The sequence below is a fragment of the Spirillospora sp. NPDC029432 genome, assembly GCF_040703975.1.
Classification (GTDB): domain Bacteria; phylum Actinomycetota; class Actinomycetes; order Streptosporangiales; family Streptosporangiaceae; genus Spirillospora.
In genome coordinates, this window is sequence record NZ_JBEZWH010000042.1 from 1 (window position 1) to 17,627 (window position 17,627).

The 17,627-nt window shown below is 73.8% G+C and carries 10 protein-coding genes; 3 read left to right on the forward strand and 7 right to left on the reverse strand.

Annotated features, from left to right (window positions below; genetic code table 11):
* The first annotated feature begins 276 nt into the window (after positions 1-276).
* Positions 277-1,839, forward strand: coding sequence for a protein kinase (locus AB0881_RS27545; RefSeq protein WP_366621333.1), 1,563 nt, complete (start codon positions 277-279; stop codon positions 1,837-1,839).
* Between the two features lie 24 nt (positions 1,840-1,863).
* Here the strand turns inward: AB0881_RS27545 and AB0881_RS27550 are convergent, their stop codons facing one another.
* A complete protein-coding gene (locus tag AB0881_RS27550) occupies positions 1,864-2,361 on the reverse strand; it encodes a hypothetical protein (protein WP_366621335.1) in 498 nt (165 codons plus the stop codon).
* Positions 2,362-2,763: 402 nt separating this feature from the next.
* On the opposite strand from AB0881_RS27550, the gene AB0881_RS27555 reads away from it, so the two are divergent.
* Both AB0881_RS27555 and AB0881_RS27560 read left to right on the forward strand, forming a co-directional pair.
* The gene (locus AB0881_RS27555) at positions 2,764-3,546 is read left to right on the forward strand and encodes an ABC transporter ATP-binding protein (RefSeq protein WP_366621337.1); all 783 of its coding nucleotides are present in this window, start codon (positions 2,764-2,766) and stop codon (positions 3,544-3,546) included.
* Positions 3,547-3,549: 3 nt separating this feature from the next.
* On the forward strand, positions 3,550-6,075 hold the full coding sequence (locus AB0881_RS27560) for an ABC transporter permease (RefSeq protein WP_366621339.1): 2,526 nt from the start codon (positions 3,550-3,552) through the stop codon (positions 6,073-6,075).
* Between the two features lie 71 nt (positions 6,076-6,146).
* On the opposite strand, the gene AB0881_RS27565 is transcribed toward AB0881_RS27560, so the two are convergent.
* From AB0881_RS27565 to AB0881_RS27590, 6 genes are all read right to left on the reverse strand, one after another.
* The gene (locus tag AB0881_RS27565; protein ID WP_366621340.1) at positions 6,147-9,896 is read right to left on the reverse strand and encodes a multicopper oxidase domain-containing protein; all 3,750 of its coding nucleotides are present in this window, start codon (positions 9,894-9,896) and stop codon (positions 6,147-6,149) included.
* 264 nt (positions 9,897-10,160) lie between these two features.
* Positions 10,161-12,995: a hypothetical protein gene (locus tag AB0881_RS27570; protein WP_366621342.1), complete on the reverse strand. Its 2,835-nt coding sequence runs from the start codon at positions 12,993-12,995 to the stop codon at positions 10,161-10,163.
* Complete coding sequence (locus tag AB0881_RS27575; protein WP_366621344.1) at positions 12,992-14,107, reverse strand: AAA family ATPase; 1,116 nt, start codon at positions 14,105-14,107, stop codon at positions 12,992-12,994. Before AB0881_RS27575 ends, AB0881_RS27570 begins: the two co-directional genes overlap by 4 nt.
* Positions 14,108-14,183: 76 nt before the next feature.
* On the reverse strand, positions 14,184-15,677 hold the full coding sequence (locus AB0881_RS27580) for a VWA domain-containing protein (protein WP_366621345.1): 1,494 nt from the start codon (positions 15,675-15,677) through the stop codon (positions 14,184-14,186).
* Positions 15,674-17,065 (reverse strand): hypothetical protein, encoded by a 1,392-nt coding sequence (locus AB0881_RS27585; RefSeq protein WP_366621347.1) that lies wholly within the window; start codon positions 17,063-17,065, stop codon positions 15,674-15,676. The genes AB0881_RS27580 and AB0881_RS27585 overlap by 4 nt, the downstream gene beginning before the upstream one ends.
* Positions 17,065-17,559 (reverse strand): hypothetical protein, encoded by a 495-nt coding sequence (locus tag AB0881_RS27590; protein ID WP_366621349.1) that lies wholly within the window; start codon positions 17,557-17,559, stop codon positions 17,065-17,067. Before AB0881_RS27590 ends, AB0881_RS27585 begins: the two co-directional genes overlap by 1 nt.
* Positions 17,560-17,627 lie beyond the last annotated feature (68 nt).

Genomic DNA, 17,627 nt, shown 5'->3' on the forward strand with positions numbered 1-17,627 from the left:
GGTCGTTGCCGTTGCCGCACTTGGGCGACTGGATGCAGGACGGGCAGCCCGACTCGCACTCGCAGGCGGCGATGACGTCGCCGAGCCTTCGCGACGGGGCGAGCGACGGGGCGAGCGAGGTGCGGCAGAAGCCTTGCAGCCCGGCGGCCCGGTTGTCACCCCGTTCAGGCGCATCTCAGATGTACGACGATGGCCGTCTGACCGGGCCGGACCGGCGGCCATGTCGTAGCGTTGGGCGCCGTCGGCCTGATCACGCCTACGTACGGAAGGTGACGGATGATCGATCCGGGGCGAGTGCTGGCGGGACGGTACCGGCTGATCGAGACGCTGGGCGCGGGCGGTTTCGGCGAGGTCTGGCGGGGCGTGGACGAGCGCCTGGAACGCGGCGTGGCGGTGAAGATCCTGCTCGGCACCGTGGACGGGGACGCGCAGGCCGTCCGGCTCTTCGAGCGCGAGGCCAAGCTCGGGGCGCGGCTGGCGCATCCGGGGATCACCGTGGTGCACGACTTCGGGATCGACTCCTCGTACCGGTACGTGGTGATGGAACTGCTCCCCGGCCGCAACCTGGCGGCGGTGCTGGCCGAGCACCCGCAGGGGCTCGACACCGCCGAGGTCGCGGAGTGGGGCGCGCAGGTGGCCGACGCGCTCGCGGCGGCGCACGGCGCGGGCATCGTCCACCGGGACATCAAGCCCGCCAACCTCATGCTCGTGGACGGCCGCCGCATCAAGGTCTGCGACTTCGGCATCGCGCGCGCCGCCGGCGCCACCGCCAGCGTGACCGCCCAGGGGTACGCCTCCCTGGCGTACGCGGCCCCCGAGCAGCTGTCGAACGAGCCGGTGGACGGCCGCGCGGACCTGTACTCGCTGGGCTGCACGCTCTACCACCTGCTCACCGGAAGCCCGCCGTTCACCGGGGAGACGCATCTGGCGGTCCTGGCGGGGCACCTGTCCAGGACGCCGGACCCGCCGAGCGCGCTGCGCGCCGGCATCCCGCCCGAGCTGGACAGAATCCTCATGGAGCTGCTGGCCAAGAGCCCCGCGCAGCGCCCGGACGACGCCGCGGCGGTCGCCGCCCGGCTGCGCGCCGCCACCTCAGGAGGGGTCCCGCCCGTGCAGCGGACGCGGCGCCTGGAGCCGGCGGACCCGCCGCCGCCCGCCGGAGACCCGGAGTCGATCTTTCTGGGCCGCGCCGGCTGGAGCGCCACGGCGGCGGCGTTCCGCGGCCGCGACCAGGAGTCGTTCACCTTCGTCCTCCCGCCCGGCGGGAGCGTCGCCGAAGCCGGGCACGTCTGGGGGGACGGCGTCTACACCGACGACTCCTCGATCGGCCTCGCCGCCGTCCACGCCGGCCTCATCACGCTCCGGCACGGCGGCCCCGTCACGTTCACGCCCCGTCCCGGGCGGCTGTACTACGGCTCGCGGGAGCGCAACGGCGTCAGGAGTGCCGGCTGGGGGCCCTGGCGGGGCAGCTTCACGTTCCCCGAACGCCAGGAGCCGGCACGGCCGGCGCCGCCGCCCGGGGAGCCGGTCTTCCTCGGCCCGGCGGACTGGAGCGCCACGGCGGCGACGTTCCGCGGCCGCGACCACGAGCGCTTCACGTTCGTCTTCCCGCCCAGGGGAAAGGCCCACGGCGCCGGCAAGGTCTGGGGGGACGGCGTCTACACCGACGACTCCTCGATCGGCCTCGCCGCCGTCCACGCCGGCCTCATCACCCTCAGGGACGGCGGCCCCGTCACCTTCGAGATCCGTCCCGGGCAGGGCGGGTACGGCTCGGCGCGGCGCAACGGCGTCAAGACCTCCAAATGGGGCCACTGGTCGGGGAGCTTCGTGTTCCCCTGATCCCCGGCCGGCCGCCGTCCTCCGTCAGAGGGCGCGGGTGGTGGTGTGGGTGGGCGTGGCGGCGCGGACGTCCTGGTAGTGGCCGGGGTGTTCGGCCAGCCAGACGTGGCCGGCGAGGATCACCGGCCGGACCTTGCGGAGGCGGGCGGGGAGCCAGGGGCGCGGCTGGAGGAACGCGACGTCCACCGGGTCGCCGCCGGTCATGCCGCAGGCCAGGGTGATCGTTCCCACGGCGGACGGGCCGAAGGGGCGGGCGAGGCGGACGTGGTGGCCGCCGAGGACGAGGCGGTCCGGGTCCGGGTCGGTCCGGCCGTGCAGGGCGTGGGTCACGGGGGTGCCGCCGCCCGGGTCCAGGACGAGCCGGGTGGGGTGGCCGTCCTGGTGGTAGAGGCGGGCGGTCCAGCCGGTGAGGGGCAGGGTGACCGTGTCGAGCAGGCCGTCATGGTGATGGTCGTGCTTGTGGTCGCGCTTGTGGTCACGGTGGTGATCGTGGTGGTCGCGGTGGGTCGCGTTACGGGTCATCGGTGTCTCCGGTCGGAGGGCGCGCGGGGTGCGGGGCGGCTGCGGCGTGATGCCCGGAATCGGCGTGTTTAAAGGTGCGCGCCGGGATGGCGGGGCCCGCGGGCGGGGCGCGGCGGACGTCGAGTCCTCCCTTGACTCTCCTCCACTATGGCCCCTTACCGAGCCTGTCACCATCGGGCCCGGCACTCATTTCCGGGCGGGCGGACGTGTACGTCCGGGCCGCCGGGCACCCCCGCCGGGCACCCCCGGGTGCCCCCGCCGCGTGCCACGGGCCGTCACCGGCCGGAGCGCCTGGTAGTGCCTGCACTACCGCGCATGGGCCACAGGCTGCATTGTCCGGCGTCGATGATCTCCATAGCGTCGGAGGCCTTCGCAGGTGACTCCCCCGGAAGGTAATTCCCCATGTCAGTGCCCGCGGCCGATAACGCCGTCAGTATCGAAGGTGTCAGCAAGACGTACGGCGGTGGCGACCAGCCGGTCGTGGCGCTGGCCGAGGTGAGCGCCTGGTTCCTGCGGGGGACGATGACGGCGGTGATGGGGCCGTCCGGCTCCGGCAAGAGCACGCTGCTGCACTGCGCGGCCGGGCTGGACCGGCCCGGCTCGGGACGGGTGCGGATCGGCTCGACCGACCTGTCCACCATGTCGGAGAAGCGGCTGACCGAGCTGCGCCGCGACCGGGTCGGGTTCATCTTCCAGGCGTTCAACCTGGTGGGCGCGCTCACCGTCGAGCAGAACATCCTGCTGCCGTCGCGGCTGTCCGGCAAGCGGCCGGATCCGGCCTGGCTGGCCGAGGTGATCGACCGGGTCGGGCTGAGCCATCGGCTCGGGCACCGGCCCGCGGAGCTGTCGGGCGGCCAGCAGCAGCGGGTGGCGATCGCCCGGGCGCTCGTCACGCGGCCCGAGGTGATCTTCTGCGACGAGCCGACCGGCGCGCTGGACACGCGGACGGCGGCGGAGGTGCTGGCGCTGCTGCGGGCGGTGGTCGACGACGCCGGGCAGACCGTGATCATGGTGACCCACGACCCGGTCGCCGCGTCGTACGCCAACCGGGTCATGGTCCTCGCCGACGGGCGGATCGTGCGGGACATGCCGCAGCCGGGCGTCCAGCGGATCGCGGAGCAGCTGGCGATGCTCGACCGCCGGCAGCCGCGGCAGCAGCAGCCCGTTCCGAACCGGGAGGGCTGACCCGTGCTGGAACTGGCCGCACGGATGCTGCGGTACCGCAAGGGAAACTTCGTCGCGACTCTGCTCGCGCTGGCCGCCGGCGTCATGATCCTCACGGTGTGCGGGATCCTCGTGGAGTCGGGGCTGCTGCACAAGGGGGAGCCGCAGCGGTACGGCGCCGCCTTCGCGGTGGTCGCACAGCGCGACCTCACCATCGAGAACGAGATGTTCGGCGAGACCGAGACCAGCACGCTGACGCTGCCCGAGCGCGGCGGCGTCCCGGAATCGCTGGTCGGCGAGGTCGCCGCCGTGCCCGGCGTGGCGAGCGCCGTGGCGGACCGGACGATCCCGGTCGCGGCGGCGGGCGCGCCGAAGGTGCCGGCCGCCGGGCACGGCTGGAGCAGCGCGGCGCTCGCCCCGTACAAGGTGGTGTCGGGCACCGCGCCGCGGCTCGACGGCGAGGTCGCCGTGGACGAGCGGCTCGCCGCTGCCGGGAGGCTGCGGCCCGGCGCCACCACGGCCGTCCTCACCGGAGGGACCGTCCGGCAACTCCGGGTGAGCGGTGTCGTGAAGGCGTCCGGCGGGGCGGGGCCGCAGGCGGCGCTGTTCTTCACCGACGCGCAGGCCGCCCGGCTCGACCCGCACCGGGGCAGGGTCGACGCCATCGGCGTGCGCACCGCGAAGGGCGCGGACGAGGCGGCCGTGACCGCCGCGCTGGAGCGGCTCGCGAAGGGCGCCGGCGCGAAGGCGTACACGGGGGACGCCCGGAGCCTGGCCGAGCGGCCCGAGACGGGCGCCGCGAAGGCCTTCGTCGTGGAGGCCGGCGGCGCGTTCGGCGGCTACGCCGCGCTGATCATCGGTTTCGTGGTCGCCGCGACGGTCGGCCTGTCGGTCCGGCACCGCCGCCGCGACTTCGCCCTGCTGCGGGCCATCGCGGCGACCCCGAACCAGGTGCGGGCGCTGATCCTCGGCGAGGTGGGCATGCTGAGCGTGCTCGGCGCGGTGATCGGCGTCCCGCTCGGCATGCTCGGCGCGCGCTGGATCTGGAGCGAGCTCGGGACCCGCGGCTTCGTCCCCGAGGGCTTCCCCATGAGCGCCGGGTTCCTGGCCGCGCCGGTCGTGGTGGTGGCGGTGGCCGCCATCGCGCTGGTCTCGGCCTGGATCGCCGCGCGGCGCACCGCCCGCATCAAGCCGACCGAGGCGCTCGGCGAGGCGGCCGTGGAGGCGGCGCTGGGCGGCCGGATCCGGGTGATGGCCGGGCTCGCCACCCTCGGCGGCGCGGTGGGCCTGATCGCGGTCGCCGGCGGCACCAACGGCCAGACCGCCATGGGCGCCGCCGTGGGCATGTTGTACACGTTCGTGCTGGCGATCGCGCTGCTCGCACCGTGGATCAACAAGGCCGCGGCGGTGGCGCTGGCCCCCGTGCTGCGGGCCGCCTTCGGCACCAGCGGCTACCTGGCCGCCGCGAACCTGCGGGCCAACGCGCGCGGCATGGTCGCCGTGCTGACCGCGCTGGTGCTCTCCGTCGGGTTCGGCGGCACCGTCTGGTTCCTCCAGGACAACGTGCAGCACCAGACGGTGGTCCAGAGCAAGGAGGGCACGATCGCCCAGCACGCGCTGGTCGGCGGCGCCGGGCTGCCCGCGGCGGCGGCCGAGCAGGCCCGCCGGATCCCGGGGGTGCTCGCCGCGACCGGCGTCCGCCGCACCTCGGTGATCGTCCCCTTCATGGGCGAAGGCATGACGGTGGTGGCGCAGGGCGTCGACGGGCCGGGCGCGAGCCGGACCATGGACCTGAAGGTGACGTCCGGCAGGCTGGACGACCTGCGGGCCGGCACCGTGGCGGTGTCCTCGTCCCAGGCGGACTCCTCGGGCTGGAAGCTCGGCGGCACCGCCGAGCTGTGGCTCGGCGACGGCACGCCGGTCGAGCTGAAGGTCGTCGCGATCTACGAGCGGAACTTCGGCTTCGGCGACGTCACGCTGAGCAACGCGACGCTGGCCGGGCACACCGCCACCGGACTCGACGACCACGTCCTGATCCGCAGCGACCCGAAGGCGAACGTCGGGCCCGCCCTGGCGAGGCTCGCGAGCGCGTACCCGTCGGCCACCGTCACCGGCACCGATCGGTTCACCGGCGAGCTGGCCAAGGACCTGGCGATCAGTTCCTGGCTGAACAAGCAGCTGGTCGCCGTGCTGGTCGGGTACGCGGTGCTCGCGGCCGCCAACACGCTGATCATGGCGGCGCTGGCCCGGACGCGTGAGCTGTCGCTGCTGCGCCTGGTCGGGGTGACCCGCCGCCAGGTGAAGCGGATGGCGAACGCCGAGCAGGCCGCCCTGCTGGGCGTGGCGCTCACCATCGGCGTCGCGATCGCGGCGGTGACGCTGTCGTCGATCGTCAACGCGATCGCGGGCCAGCCCGTACCGTACGTCCCGCCGTTGGGCTGGGTGATCATCATCGGGGGGACCGTCGCGCTGGCGCTGGTGTCCACGATCCTGCCGATCGGCCGGCTGCTGCGCACCCCGCCGGTCGAGGGCATGGGCATCCGCGAGTAGTCCCGGAGTCCATAGCGGAACGTGTGCCGCGGCGCCGCACTGCGCCGCGGCACACGTCCGTCCGGCGAGGGTCAGCGGACGCGGATCAGGCCCCACAGCCCTTCGGTCAGCGCCCACCGCCACACGCCCGTCCGGTACGCGTAGTCACCGCGCGCCCCGGCCCTGAACGTCAGCGACCGCACGGTGCCGTTGGTCAGGCCGCCGATCGCCCCGACTCGCGGCCCGTCCAGGTGCTCCTCCATGGGCCACGTCTGCCCGTGGATGTGGAACGTGTGGTTGCGCGGCCGGTCGGCCGCCACCGCCAGGTGGACGCGGACGAGGTCGCCGCGCCGGCAGCGCAGCACCGGCGTCCCCGGGTCGGGAACGGCCAGGGACGGGCTCGGCGGGAACAGGTGGGCGCTGCGGTAGTTGAACGCCTTCTGCCCCGAGTCCTCGGGCTCGTCCTCCAGATCGGTCACCGGCTGGGTCGGGTCGCCATGGTGGTACTGGCGCACCCCGTCCTGGAGCACCAGGACCAGCTCGTGGACGTCCTCACCGCCCGGGCTCCGGACGATCGCCCGGTCGCCGCTCCAGCCGTCCCCGGTGGAGTCCGCCGGGTACGGGGTGGCGCCGGCGGGCTCCACCACGAGGGCGCCGACCAGGCCGCGGTGCCGGTGGGTGCGGAGGTCGGCGCGGTCCTCCAGGACGACCACGCCCGGGGTGTCGGCGTACCAGCGGTACGTGGCCGCGTCCCCCGGCTTGACCGTGCCGTTCGCGTTGCGGCCCACGTTGGCGCCGTCGCTCGTCCGGACGTCGTAGCGCAGCGGGCCCACCGGGTGCAGCGACACCCGTGGCGACACCTCGCGGTCCGCCGGGTCGTCGAGCGCCGGCAGCGGCGGGTCGTACGGCGTCGGCTCCGGCGGCACGTCCACCTCGTTGCTGAGCGTCACCTCCACCCATTCGCCCGCCCGGCAGCGGATGACGAGCGGCCCGTCCGGGTCGTCCGTGCCGTCGAGGACGTAGGCCAGCCCGAACGGGTCGCTGCGCCGGTCGCTGTAGTGGATCTCGCGGGCGACCGCCCGGACGTGGTACCGGCGCGCCGCGCGCGGATCGAACGGCGGCGGGCCGCCCGCCGGTTCCCCGAACGCGCCGGGCAGCGGCGGCAGGTCCGCCTGCTCCTCCTCGTGCAGGCGGAACAGCCCCCAGGACCCCAGCCAGGTGTCGTCGATGGCCGAGAACGCCCACAGGTAGTCGCCGGGCCCGTGCGGCTCGTCGATGTGCAGGCTGAACGCCTCGGAGATCCCGATCGTCTGCTGCGTGCGCAGCGGTGACGCCGGGTCGTCGCGCCAGGCGCGCCAGCGCATCCCGTGCATGGTGAAGCCGTGCTGCTCCTCGTGCGAGCCCTGGTAGAGCCGTACGCGCAGCCGCTCCCCCGGGTAGCCGCGCAGCAGCGGCGTCCCCGGGTCGCCGTGCGCGGCGCTGGAGAACCAGTCGGACGGGTCGCCGGGGCGCTCGTGCAGCGGCGCGCAGCGGTAGCCGACGGCCATGGTGCCCTGGTCGTCGAGCGATCCGGGGAACGCCGGCGGGTTGATCGGGTCGCCCGTCTCGCCGGCGCCGTGCTCGAACAGCGGGACGAAGTCCGCCACCGGGACCACCTGCTCGCGGAACGCGCTCCCGTCCGGCAGCCGCACGACGGCCTGGGCCGCGTTGCGGACCTCCCGGCCGTGGTCGTGCGGATCGACCCAGACGGCGCCCTCCGGCTCGGCGATCATGGAGCCGAACAGGCCGTGCCGCTGCCGCTCGTTGGCCAGCAGGTGGTCGTGGAAGAAGACGACGCCGAACTCCTCGTCGCAGTACCACCGGTAGACCCAGGAGTTGTAGCGCGCGTTGTCCTCCTCACCCGCGTCGGGCGTGGTCGTACCGGACAGGTAGTTCCAGCCGACGCTGGCGCCGTCCGCCACCAGCGGATCGAACTTCACCAGGTGGACGTGCAGCCCGCACTCCGGCTGGAACGGCAGCACCGCGTCGAACGGGGTCTCCTCGTGGCAGCCGGGCGGCAGCTCGTTGGTCAGGGTGAGTTCGAGGATCTCCCCCTTGCGCGCGCGGATCGCGATCGGCTCAATCTTCCTGGTGCCCTCCTCCAGCTCGCGCTGGAAGTTCGCGACCCCGCCGGCGGCGTCGATCTCCTCCTTCAGCACGTAGAACACGCCGCGGTGGTCGTGCCAGGTGTCGCCGTGCCCGCCGTCGTCGCCGTGGCCGTGGCTCTCGTAGTAGTGCAGCGTCCCCTGGAGGACGACGAGGTGGTAGCGGCGCACCGGCGCGTCCCCGTCCGGGGTCACCTTCGTGAACGCCTCGCCCGGCCGCGGGTCCGCCACGAACGCGGCCCGCTCCAGCGCGGACGGCTCCCGGCCCATCCCCTCCGGCATCCCGGGCGTGCGCGGCGGCCGGGGCGACTTCTGCGGGAACGTCCCGTCCAGGAACGCCGGGAAGCCCGGCCGCTCGGCGGTGGGAGCGGGCGGAGCGGCCTGGCCGGGCAGCGGGCGGAGCGGCGCGATCGGCGTACCGTCCGGGTACGCGCCGGCGCCCTCCTGGAGGACGTCGAAGACCCGCCACATCCCCCACATCCCCGAGTGGAAGTGCGGATACAGGTGGCAGTGGAAGATGATGTCCCCGGTCGCCCGCTGCGCCGACCCGGCACCGCCGATCGGCTCGATCGTGAACGCCTGCTGCGGGCCGATGGTGATCGAGTCGATGATGGGCGACTCGTCGTGGCCCGGGACGGCCCGCCACTGGTGCAGGTGCAGGTGGAAGACATGGGTCTCCTTCACCCCGGCGTGCACCACCCTGATCTTGGCGGGGTCGCCGCGGTACGCGCGGAAGACCGGCGTCGCCGGGTCGCCGAACAGCCAGGAGCTGTGGTGCTGCTCCTCGCCGACGACCGCGTCCCGTACCGGGTCGATCGCGCCCTCCTCCAGCAGCCGCTCGTACGCGAGGGCGCGCCAGCCCATCGGCTCGGTGCGGTAGCTCATGAGCATCATCGAGGCGGCGTGCTCGTTCTCCCCGTGCTCCCCGGCCTCCCCATGCTCCCCGTGGTCGTCGTCGTGGTCGGGGAAGAAGACCGGGGCGATCCGCTCCCCGCCGGCCGCGGGCGAGTGCGTGTGCGGCCGGGGGCGCTCGCACTCGTACAGCGGGTGCGGCGGCAGGACCGGGTTGTGGTTCGGCGTCTCGTCCTGCATGAACAGCGCGTACTCGCGGAAGCTCGGCTCCCCGGGTACGTGGACGTCGGCGTAGAGCCCGTCCAGCAGCGGCGCGCCGGTCACCGGATCCGTCCAGGTGGCGCCCTCCGGCTCCACGACGAGCGCGCCGAACAGGCCGTGCGCCTGGGAGCCGTGCTCGTCGCCGCGCAGGTCGGCGAGGTCGCCGAAGAAGAAGACGCCCTCCTCCGCGGCGTCCCATTCGTAGGTGGTGCTGCCGCCCGGCTCGACCGCCGAGTCCGGGTTGCGGCCGACCGCCCCGCCGTCGGCGTCCGCGACCCGGTACCCGACCCCCTGCGTGTGGATCCCGGCGCGGCGCCGCAGCTCGTTGCGGAACCGTACGACGATCCGCTCGCCGGCGCGGGCCCGCAGGACCAGCGGGCGCACCAGCGGATGCGGCTCCGGAAGCCGCTCCGGCTCGGTCAGCGGGTCCGGAAAGGGCCGCGGGAAGCTCTCCCGGACCTCGGCCAGCGCCGCCTCGTGCGCGGCCAGCGTGAAGATCATCCCATCGCGGTCGTGGTCCCCGTGAGCGTCGTAGACGATGGGGACGTGCATCGCCACGACGTCGTACACCCTCGTTCCGGGCATGGATTTCCCCCTGGAAACTCCCGTTCTCCGGAGGCCGTCCACTCGTGACGGCCCCCCTGTCCGCGGGGTGCTCGTGCGGCGGGGTTTCGCGGGGTGCGCGGGGTGGTTCGCGCGAGGTACTCGTCAGTAAGACTTACGGGAGGTATCGCAAAGTTCCGTCCGGATCCGGACATTGAGCGAACTTTGCGGAACTGGACCCGGCACCCGGCGTGCCGCGAGCCCCGGACCGGCCGGGCGGCCGGTCCGGGGCTCGCGGCCTCGCGTTCAGGCGAGGAGGGCGGCGACCGCGCCGGCGGTCGCCGGGTGCTCGGCCAGGAGGGCCGAACCGGGGGCCGCCCCCGTCGCCTCCGCCGCGACCGGCCAGTCGGGCGGGAGCCCCAGCAGGGACGCCACCGCGCCGCAGGCGGCCGGATGCGCGGCCAGGAGGTCACCGGCCGGGCCGCCGTCCCGTACGGCATCGGACGGACCGGCGCCGGGGCCGGCGGCGGGCGGCGCGGCCGTCCAGGGCGGGGTCCAGGTGTCCAGCGCCGCCAGGGTGGCGGGGAACGTGCGGCCCGCCTCCCTGATCAGCACCGGCACCATCTCCGCCGCGTGGTCCTTCAGCCTGGTGATCAGCTTCGGCAGCCACGGGAGCAGGACCGTGTCGGGCAGCCGGGCGAACGCCTTCGACAGCACCTCCACCACCAGCGACGCGAGCGCCGGGACGGGCTCCAGGGCCTGCATGAAGCCGCTCAGGTAGAGCGGGAACGACGGGACGACCAGCGGGTTGTCCAGCAGCTCGTCGCACCGGCGCCGCAACTCGTCCAGCGGCAGCACCCCCAGCTGGGTCTGCGCCGCCCAGAGCAGGGCGACCTTGGCCGGCGACTCCGGATGCGACTGCTGGACCGCCAGCTCCAGCTGGGTGTGGTCGCAGCCGAGGGACAGCGCCAGGCTCTCCATCCCGAGCAGGAATCCCAGCATCGCCGCCACCTGCCGCACGCCGGTGTCGTCGTCGGTGAACGCGGACGGCAGCAGCGTGCAGTAGTGCGCGTACCCGGCGGTGACGAAGTCCTGGCACCATCCCGGCAGCTCGGGCTCGGTCATCTGGTAGTGGGTCAGCAGCCGCCGGACGCGGCGCAGCACCTCGGGCGCGTCGTCCACCGTGCGCTCGGCGGCGAGGAGCTCGACCGCGCGGGCGCCCAGCTCGTCGGTGAGCCGCCGGGTGCCCAGGTAGAGGATGGCGTCCTCCACCGCGGCGAGCGCGACGGCCGCGGTCGCGCGCGGCCCGTACACCGCCTTGCGCAGCCGCTGCTCCAGGACCTGCTCGACGGTGACGCCCTCGTAGCCCAGCTCGACGACCGAGCGCATGTTCCGGCCGATCGCCAGGTCCCAGCTCTCCTGGATGGAGCGCTCGCCGAGCCGCCGCGAGCCCATGATGGGCCGGACGGCGTCGCCCGGCACCAGCCGGCGCAGGATCCAGAGCAGGTCCGAGCACGGCCGCAGGCGCGGATCGGCGTCCAGGTTCAGCAGCGCCCGCTGGATCGTGCGCTTCTCCAGGTCGAGACCCAGCGGCGCCAGCCGGTCGAGGACGTCGCGGGCCAGCGGCGGCAGCGCGTCGTACCCGACCTCGCCCACCCGGTCGCCGCCGAGCAGGATCTCGCACAGCCGCGCGATGTCGCGGCGGCCCGGCACCGCGTCCTTCTCGATGCAGGTGACGGCCGCGTCCTGGAAGTCGTACGGCGTCGGCCGCCGCCGCCCGCGGACCCCGGCCAGCAGGATCGACGTCTCGTACACCGCGATGGCGTCGGCGGTGCTGGAGGCGTAGCCGTTCTTGCGGGCCAGCCGGACGATGTCGACGCACCAGCCGAGCAGCTCCTGCTCGTCCAGGCCGTCCGGCGCGGGCGCGGCCGTCAGGAAGCCCGACAGCCGGTCGGTCACCGCCGGCGCGGGCGGCACCGGCGCCGCCTTCTTCCTCGCCGGCGGCCTGCCGCCCAGCCGGAACGGCTTCAGGCCGCTGCGCCGCAGCGCCTTCGCCCACGTCGCGGCGGCGATCGACACCGAGCCCGGCGCCAGCCCGAACTGCGCCTCGATCGCCGAATGGCTGGACGGGATCAGCCCGTACTGCCACCGCGTCCCCGTACGAGGCGTGATCTCGAACGAGCCGGCCGCGCCGTGCAGCCCGAACTCCTCCACCCGGCTCGCCGCGTGGAAGGCGCCGCACACGTACAGGCACTCGGCCGGGTCCGCGCCGGAGGACGCCAGGTGCTCGCGCATCCGCGTCCACATGTAGCGCTCGCGGTCCTCGTCCACGGCGGTACGGTCCGAGCCCTCCGGCCGCAGCCGCCGGAACAGGCTGCCGATCAGCACCATGACCTGGCGGTACGTGTCGTGGTCGGCGTCGACGAGCGGCTGCTCGACGTACTGGTCCCACCACTCCGACCAGTGCCGCACCTTGCCGTGGTGGAGCAGGTGCTCCTCCAGCTCGGCGAAGCGGGGCCGCAGGTCGCCGATCTCGACGCCGACCGCGTCGCCGTGCAGCGCCGTCTCGTCGTCCTCGGCCTGGCCGCCCGCGCCGCTCTCCTGCTCCTTCTCCGCGCCGTCGGTGCCGTCGGCGCCGTCTTCGCGCGGCGCCCACTGGAAGACGTGGTCGGTCGAGCGGTCCACCAGGACCAGCTCCACGCCGGGCGTGGTGAGCGCGTACGAGATCGCCTGGTACTCCGCGGACGCCTCGGTGATCGGCGCGACCACGCTCAGCGGCGCCCACTTCGTCGGGAAGCCGTCGAGGTCGGTCGCGAACGACTGCAGCGCCACCGGCAACTTGCAGTTGTGCAGCTCGTCCAGGAGCGGCCGCATGTCCTCGCACAGCTCCAGGTAGACGACCTTCGGCCGCTTCTCCCGCAGCCGGCGGGCCATCGCCGTCGCCGAGGACGGCGAGTGGTGGCACACCGGGAAGATCTCCAGCGGCTCGCGCAGAGCCCGGTCGACGTCCTCGACCAGCCCCTCCAGGATCTCCGTCACCGGGCCGGAGCCGAACCGCTCGGCCGCGCCGAGCAGCTGCTCCCGCAGCGCCCCGAACGGCCCCGCGGCCACGCCCTCCAGTTCGGTCGCCGGGGCCGTCACGACAGCTTCGCCAGCGCTTCGCGGCCGCCCTCCAGGAAGCCCTGCCACGCGCCCTCCTCCTTCTTGCTGCGCGGCTCGACGACGCCGTGCCAGAACTTGTTCAGGATGGCCAGGTCCTCCGGGGTGCGGCGGGCCAGCGACCCGACCAGCGAGGACGCCAGCGTCTCGGCGCGCAGCTCGCGCTCGCCGAAGAACTGGCTGTGCAGGATCGCGTCCTCCAGCACGCCGATCTGCTCGGCCGTCGACAGCGCCGACTCCAGCTTCTCGTCGTCGCTGCTGGCGGACGCGGCGGCGGCGCGCAGGTCGGCGAAGCTCTGCAGCAGCACCTCCAGCAGCGACGGCGCCACCTCCAGCTCCATCTGGTGCCTCTTCAGCAGCTCCGTGGTACGGAACCGGACGATCTCCGACTCGGCCTTCTTGCTGGTCACCACCGGGATGCGGACGAAGTTGAAGCGCCGCTTGAGCGCCGAGGACAGGTCGTTCACGCCCCGGTCGCGGCTGTTGGCCGTCGCGATGATGGAGAAGCCCGGCTGGGCGAACACGGTGTTGTCGGTGTCCAGCTCGGGGATGGAGACGTACTTCTCCGACAGGATCGAGATCAGCGCGTCCTGCACGTCGCTGGTGGAACGGGTCAGCTCCTCGAACCGCCCGATCACCCCGCGCTCCATCGCGGTCATGATCGGGGACGGGATCATCGACTCCCGGGACTGCCCCTTGGCGATCACCATGGAGACGTTCCAGGAGTACTTGATGTGGTCCTCGGTGGTGCCGGCGGTGCCCTGCACGACCAGCGTCGAGTTGCGGCTGATCGCCGCCGACAGCAGCTCGGCCAGCCAGGACTTGCCGGTGCCCGGGTCGCCGATCAGCAGCAGCCCGCGGTCGGACGCGAGCGTGACGATCGCGCGCTCGACGAACGTCCGGTCGCCGAACCACTTCTGCGGGATCTCCCGGTCGAGGCCGTCGGAGCGCTCGGACCCCAGGACGAACGTGCGCACCATCCGCGGGCTCAGCCGCCACGAGAACGGCTTGGGCGCGTCGTCGATCGACTCCAGGTAGTCGAGCTCGTCGGCGTACTTGACCTCGGCCGGGGCGCGCAGCATGTCATCGGTCATGTCGGGGGAACTCCTCGATGTCCAGGGGTGTCTCAGGTGGGTTCGGGGCAGGCTGGGTCAAGGCAGTGGGCCGAGGTCAGCCAAGGAAGGTCTTGAGCTCGAAGACGAGCTTGTCGATATGGCCGGAGATGACGGGCGTGCCCATCTCCTTGAAGCGCTGCCGGAACCAGGGCTCCACGTTCTGCTGGCCGGAGCTGTTGACGGAGCCGACCGGGATGAACTTCACACCGGAGCCGTGCACGGCCTTGATCCCCTCCAGCAGCGGGCGGGACCGGTCGAACTCGTAGAAGTCCGAGATCCACACCATCGCGGTGTTGCGCGGGTCGGAGATCTTCGGGCGGGCCATGGCCATCGCGACCGGCCCGTCGTTGCCGCCGCCGAGGTTGGTGCGCAGCAGCACCTCGAACGGGTCGTTCACCCACGGGGTGAGGTCGATCGCGCGGGTGTCGTACGCGATCAGGTGGACGTCCACCTTCGGCAGCCCGGCGAAGATGGACGCCAGGATGGTGCAGTTGACCATCGAGTCGACCATCGACCCGGACTGGTCGACCACCACGATCATCCGGGCCGGCGTGCTGCGCTTCGCGGTGTGCTTGTAGAAGAGCTGGTCGACGTAGAGCCGCTGGTCGTCGGGGTTGTAGTTGACCAGGTTCTTCCAGATGGTGCGGTCGAGGTCGAGGTTGCGGTACACCCGCTTGGGCGGCACGCTCCGGTCGAGCTTCCCGGCGCTGGCGTGCTCGACGCGGGTCCGCAGCACCTCGGCGATCTCTTCCACGTACCGCCGGATGAGGCCCTTGGCGTTGGCCAGCGCCACCCCGGACAGGTTGTGCTTGTCGCGCAGGAGCTGCTCGACCAGCGACATGCTCGGGGTGAGCTGCCGGGCCAGCGCCGGATCGGCCAGCACCTCGCGCAGCCGCATCCGGGAGACCAGGTCGCCTTCGAGCTCGCCAAGGATCCGGTTGAGCTCGCCCTCGTTGACGTCGAAGCCCATCCCGGCGCCGCCGCCTTCGCCGCGCCCGGGGTCGGGCCGCCGCCGCCCGGTCGCGGGCGACCCGTCGCCCGCGCCTTCCGTCCCGCCGCCCGCCTGGCCGGTGCCCTCGCCGGGGCCGCCCGCCTGGCCGGCCCCCTCGCCGCCGGTGCCGGGGGTGCCGCCGGTGCCGCCGGGGCAGGCGCCGAGCGCGCGCCGCAGCCACTCCGCGTCGCGCTGCCACGCCGACAGCTGCGCCGCGCTGACGCTCCCCCCGCCGGTGGCGAACGCGTTCAGCAGCAGTTTCGACACCAGCGCCGTGCGCCGTACCCGGTCGCCGCCGTCGCCGTCCGCCAGCGGGTCGAGCAGCTCCGGCTCCAGCTCGGGGAACCGCTGCACGACCGTGTCGACGGACACGCCCGGGTCGAGCAGCGCCGCGGGCAGCCCGCGCTCCCGCACGACCGCCATGCTCGCCGTCTCCAGCGCGGGCTGCTCCTCGGTCTGGAACACGCGGCCCAGGAGCCGCCACAGCAGCACCTGCCGCCGGACGTCGTCGCTCTCGGTCCCGTTCCCGTTCGCGTTCCCGCTCTCGTTCTCGCTCATTTGCGCAGCAGCCTTCCCGCGCGCTCGGTCAGGACGAAGACCGCGTCACCGGCCCGGGCCTGCGCCTTCACGATCTTCGGGTCGGTGGGGCCGAGCGCCCAGTCGCCGTTGTGCGCCTCGACGGGCGCCTTCTTCACGGTGCTCTGTACGGCGAGCGGCTGGAGCGTCCAGCGCCCGGCGTCCCAGCGGAGCAGGCCGACGCACGCGGTGGACGCCTTGACGAGCTGCTCGATCAGCGGGCCGCTCGGCGGCAGCCGGTCGAGGTCGACGGCGAGGGTCTCGCCGTTCAGGTCGAACGTGCCGTCGCGCTTGGCCTGGTACCCCTCGACCAGCACCGGCTCGGCGATCCGGACCGGGTGGCGGTCGAGCGGCGGGACGGCCGGGGCCTCGGCGGCGGGCAGCCGGACGCGGGCCGTCGCGAACGGGTCGGCGGCCTCCCCCGCCGTCGCGCGCTCCTCGTCCCAGAGCAGGTCGCCGCCCGCGGTCAGCGGCATGCCGTCCACGTCGGCGGCGCGGCGCTCGGCGAGGACCGCGAGCAGCGTCGGGTACCCCTCCAGGAGCCGCCAGATCGCGGGGCCGACGATCGAGTCGACCTTGGCGGCCGCGACGGCGGCGCGGACGAGCCGTGCCGGTCCCCCGCCGGCGGGCTCCAGGACCGCGTGCAGCTGCGCCTGGACGGCCGTCCCGTGCTCCTGGACGTCCACGCCCAGCGGCAGCAGCCGCCCGGAGACGGTGGTGGCCGCGCCGCCCGTCCAGCCGCCGGTGTGGGCGAGCAGCACGGCGCGCGTCCACAGGTCGGCCCAGCGGCGTTCGGGGACGCGCTCCATCGTGGCGACCGGGCAGGAGGCGCGCAGCTCGGCGGCCAGGCCGTCGAGCAGGACGGCGAGGCGGCGCAGCCGCGGCTCGGCCCACAGCGCCTCGAGGGCCTGGTCGGCGGCCGACACCAGCGCGTCGTCCACGCCCCGCCAGCCCGTGATGGCCAGCTCCTGCAGCCAGGACCGGGCGCCGGCGAGCAGGTTGGCGGGCGCCGGATCCCCGCCGGCGGGGGGCTCCTCCCACGCGGTACGGGGCCGTTCGAGCGCGCCGTCGAGCCCGCCGAGCAGCGCGTCGTGGACGGAGCCGAGCAGCGCGGCGCGGGCCCCGGCCAGCACGGTGAGCTCGGCGACGCCGATGGAGCCGGCGGCGAGCTTGCCGACCGCGTCCGCCATCGCGGTGCCGAGCGGCGACGCGCCCACGGCTCCGGCGAGGGCGTTCACGGCCTCGGTGTGCTGGGGACCGAGCCGGGCGAGTCCCCCGGCCAGAGCGGCGTCGAACCCGGCGACCGCGTCCAGCGCCTCCGCGACGCCCGGAACCTCGGCGGGCAGGCCGGCGAGCTGTACTCCCTGCATCAGCGGACCGCCCCCAAGGCCGGGAACCAGTGCATCTCGGTGAGGGGCTCCGGGCTCGCCGGAACCTCCAGGTACGTCAGGTGCCGCAGGAAGCGGCTGAACACCATCGCGGCGGGCGCCTTCTCATGGCTGCCCTGGAGCAGCCGGTCGAGGTCGTCGCCCTCCGCGGCCTCGACCTTCAGGTAGCGGGCAACGCGTTCGAGGCCGTACTGCTTGACCGCCTCGTCGATCAGCGCGTTGAGGTGCTTGCACCGGTACGAGCCCCCGACCCCGCCGCACGGCCGGTTGTTGTTGGTGCTGCAGCTGAAGTCGTGCGTCTCCGCCGCGATCGACGAGACGTACACGCGGGCGATGTCCGAACCGCTCGACACGACCCCTTGCAGCCGGCCCTCCGCCAGCTCGACGAACGGCACCTTGACCAGTTTTCGCGGTTGGACGGGCGGCACCACGCGCACCGCGCTCCGTTCCTCCCACCCCGGTTCGCCGGAACTCATCGGAATACGACCTCCACCCCTCGCGGCCCGTCGGATGCCGACAAGATCTACCGGTCTCCACCGACAGA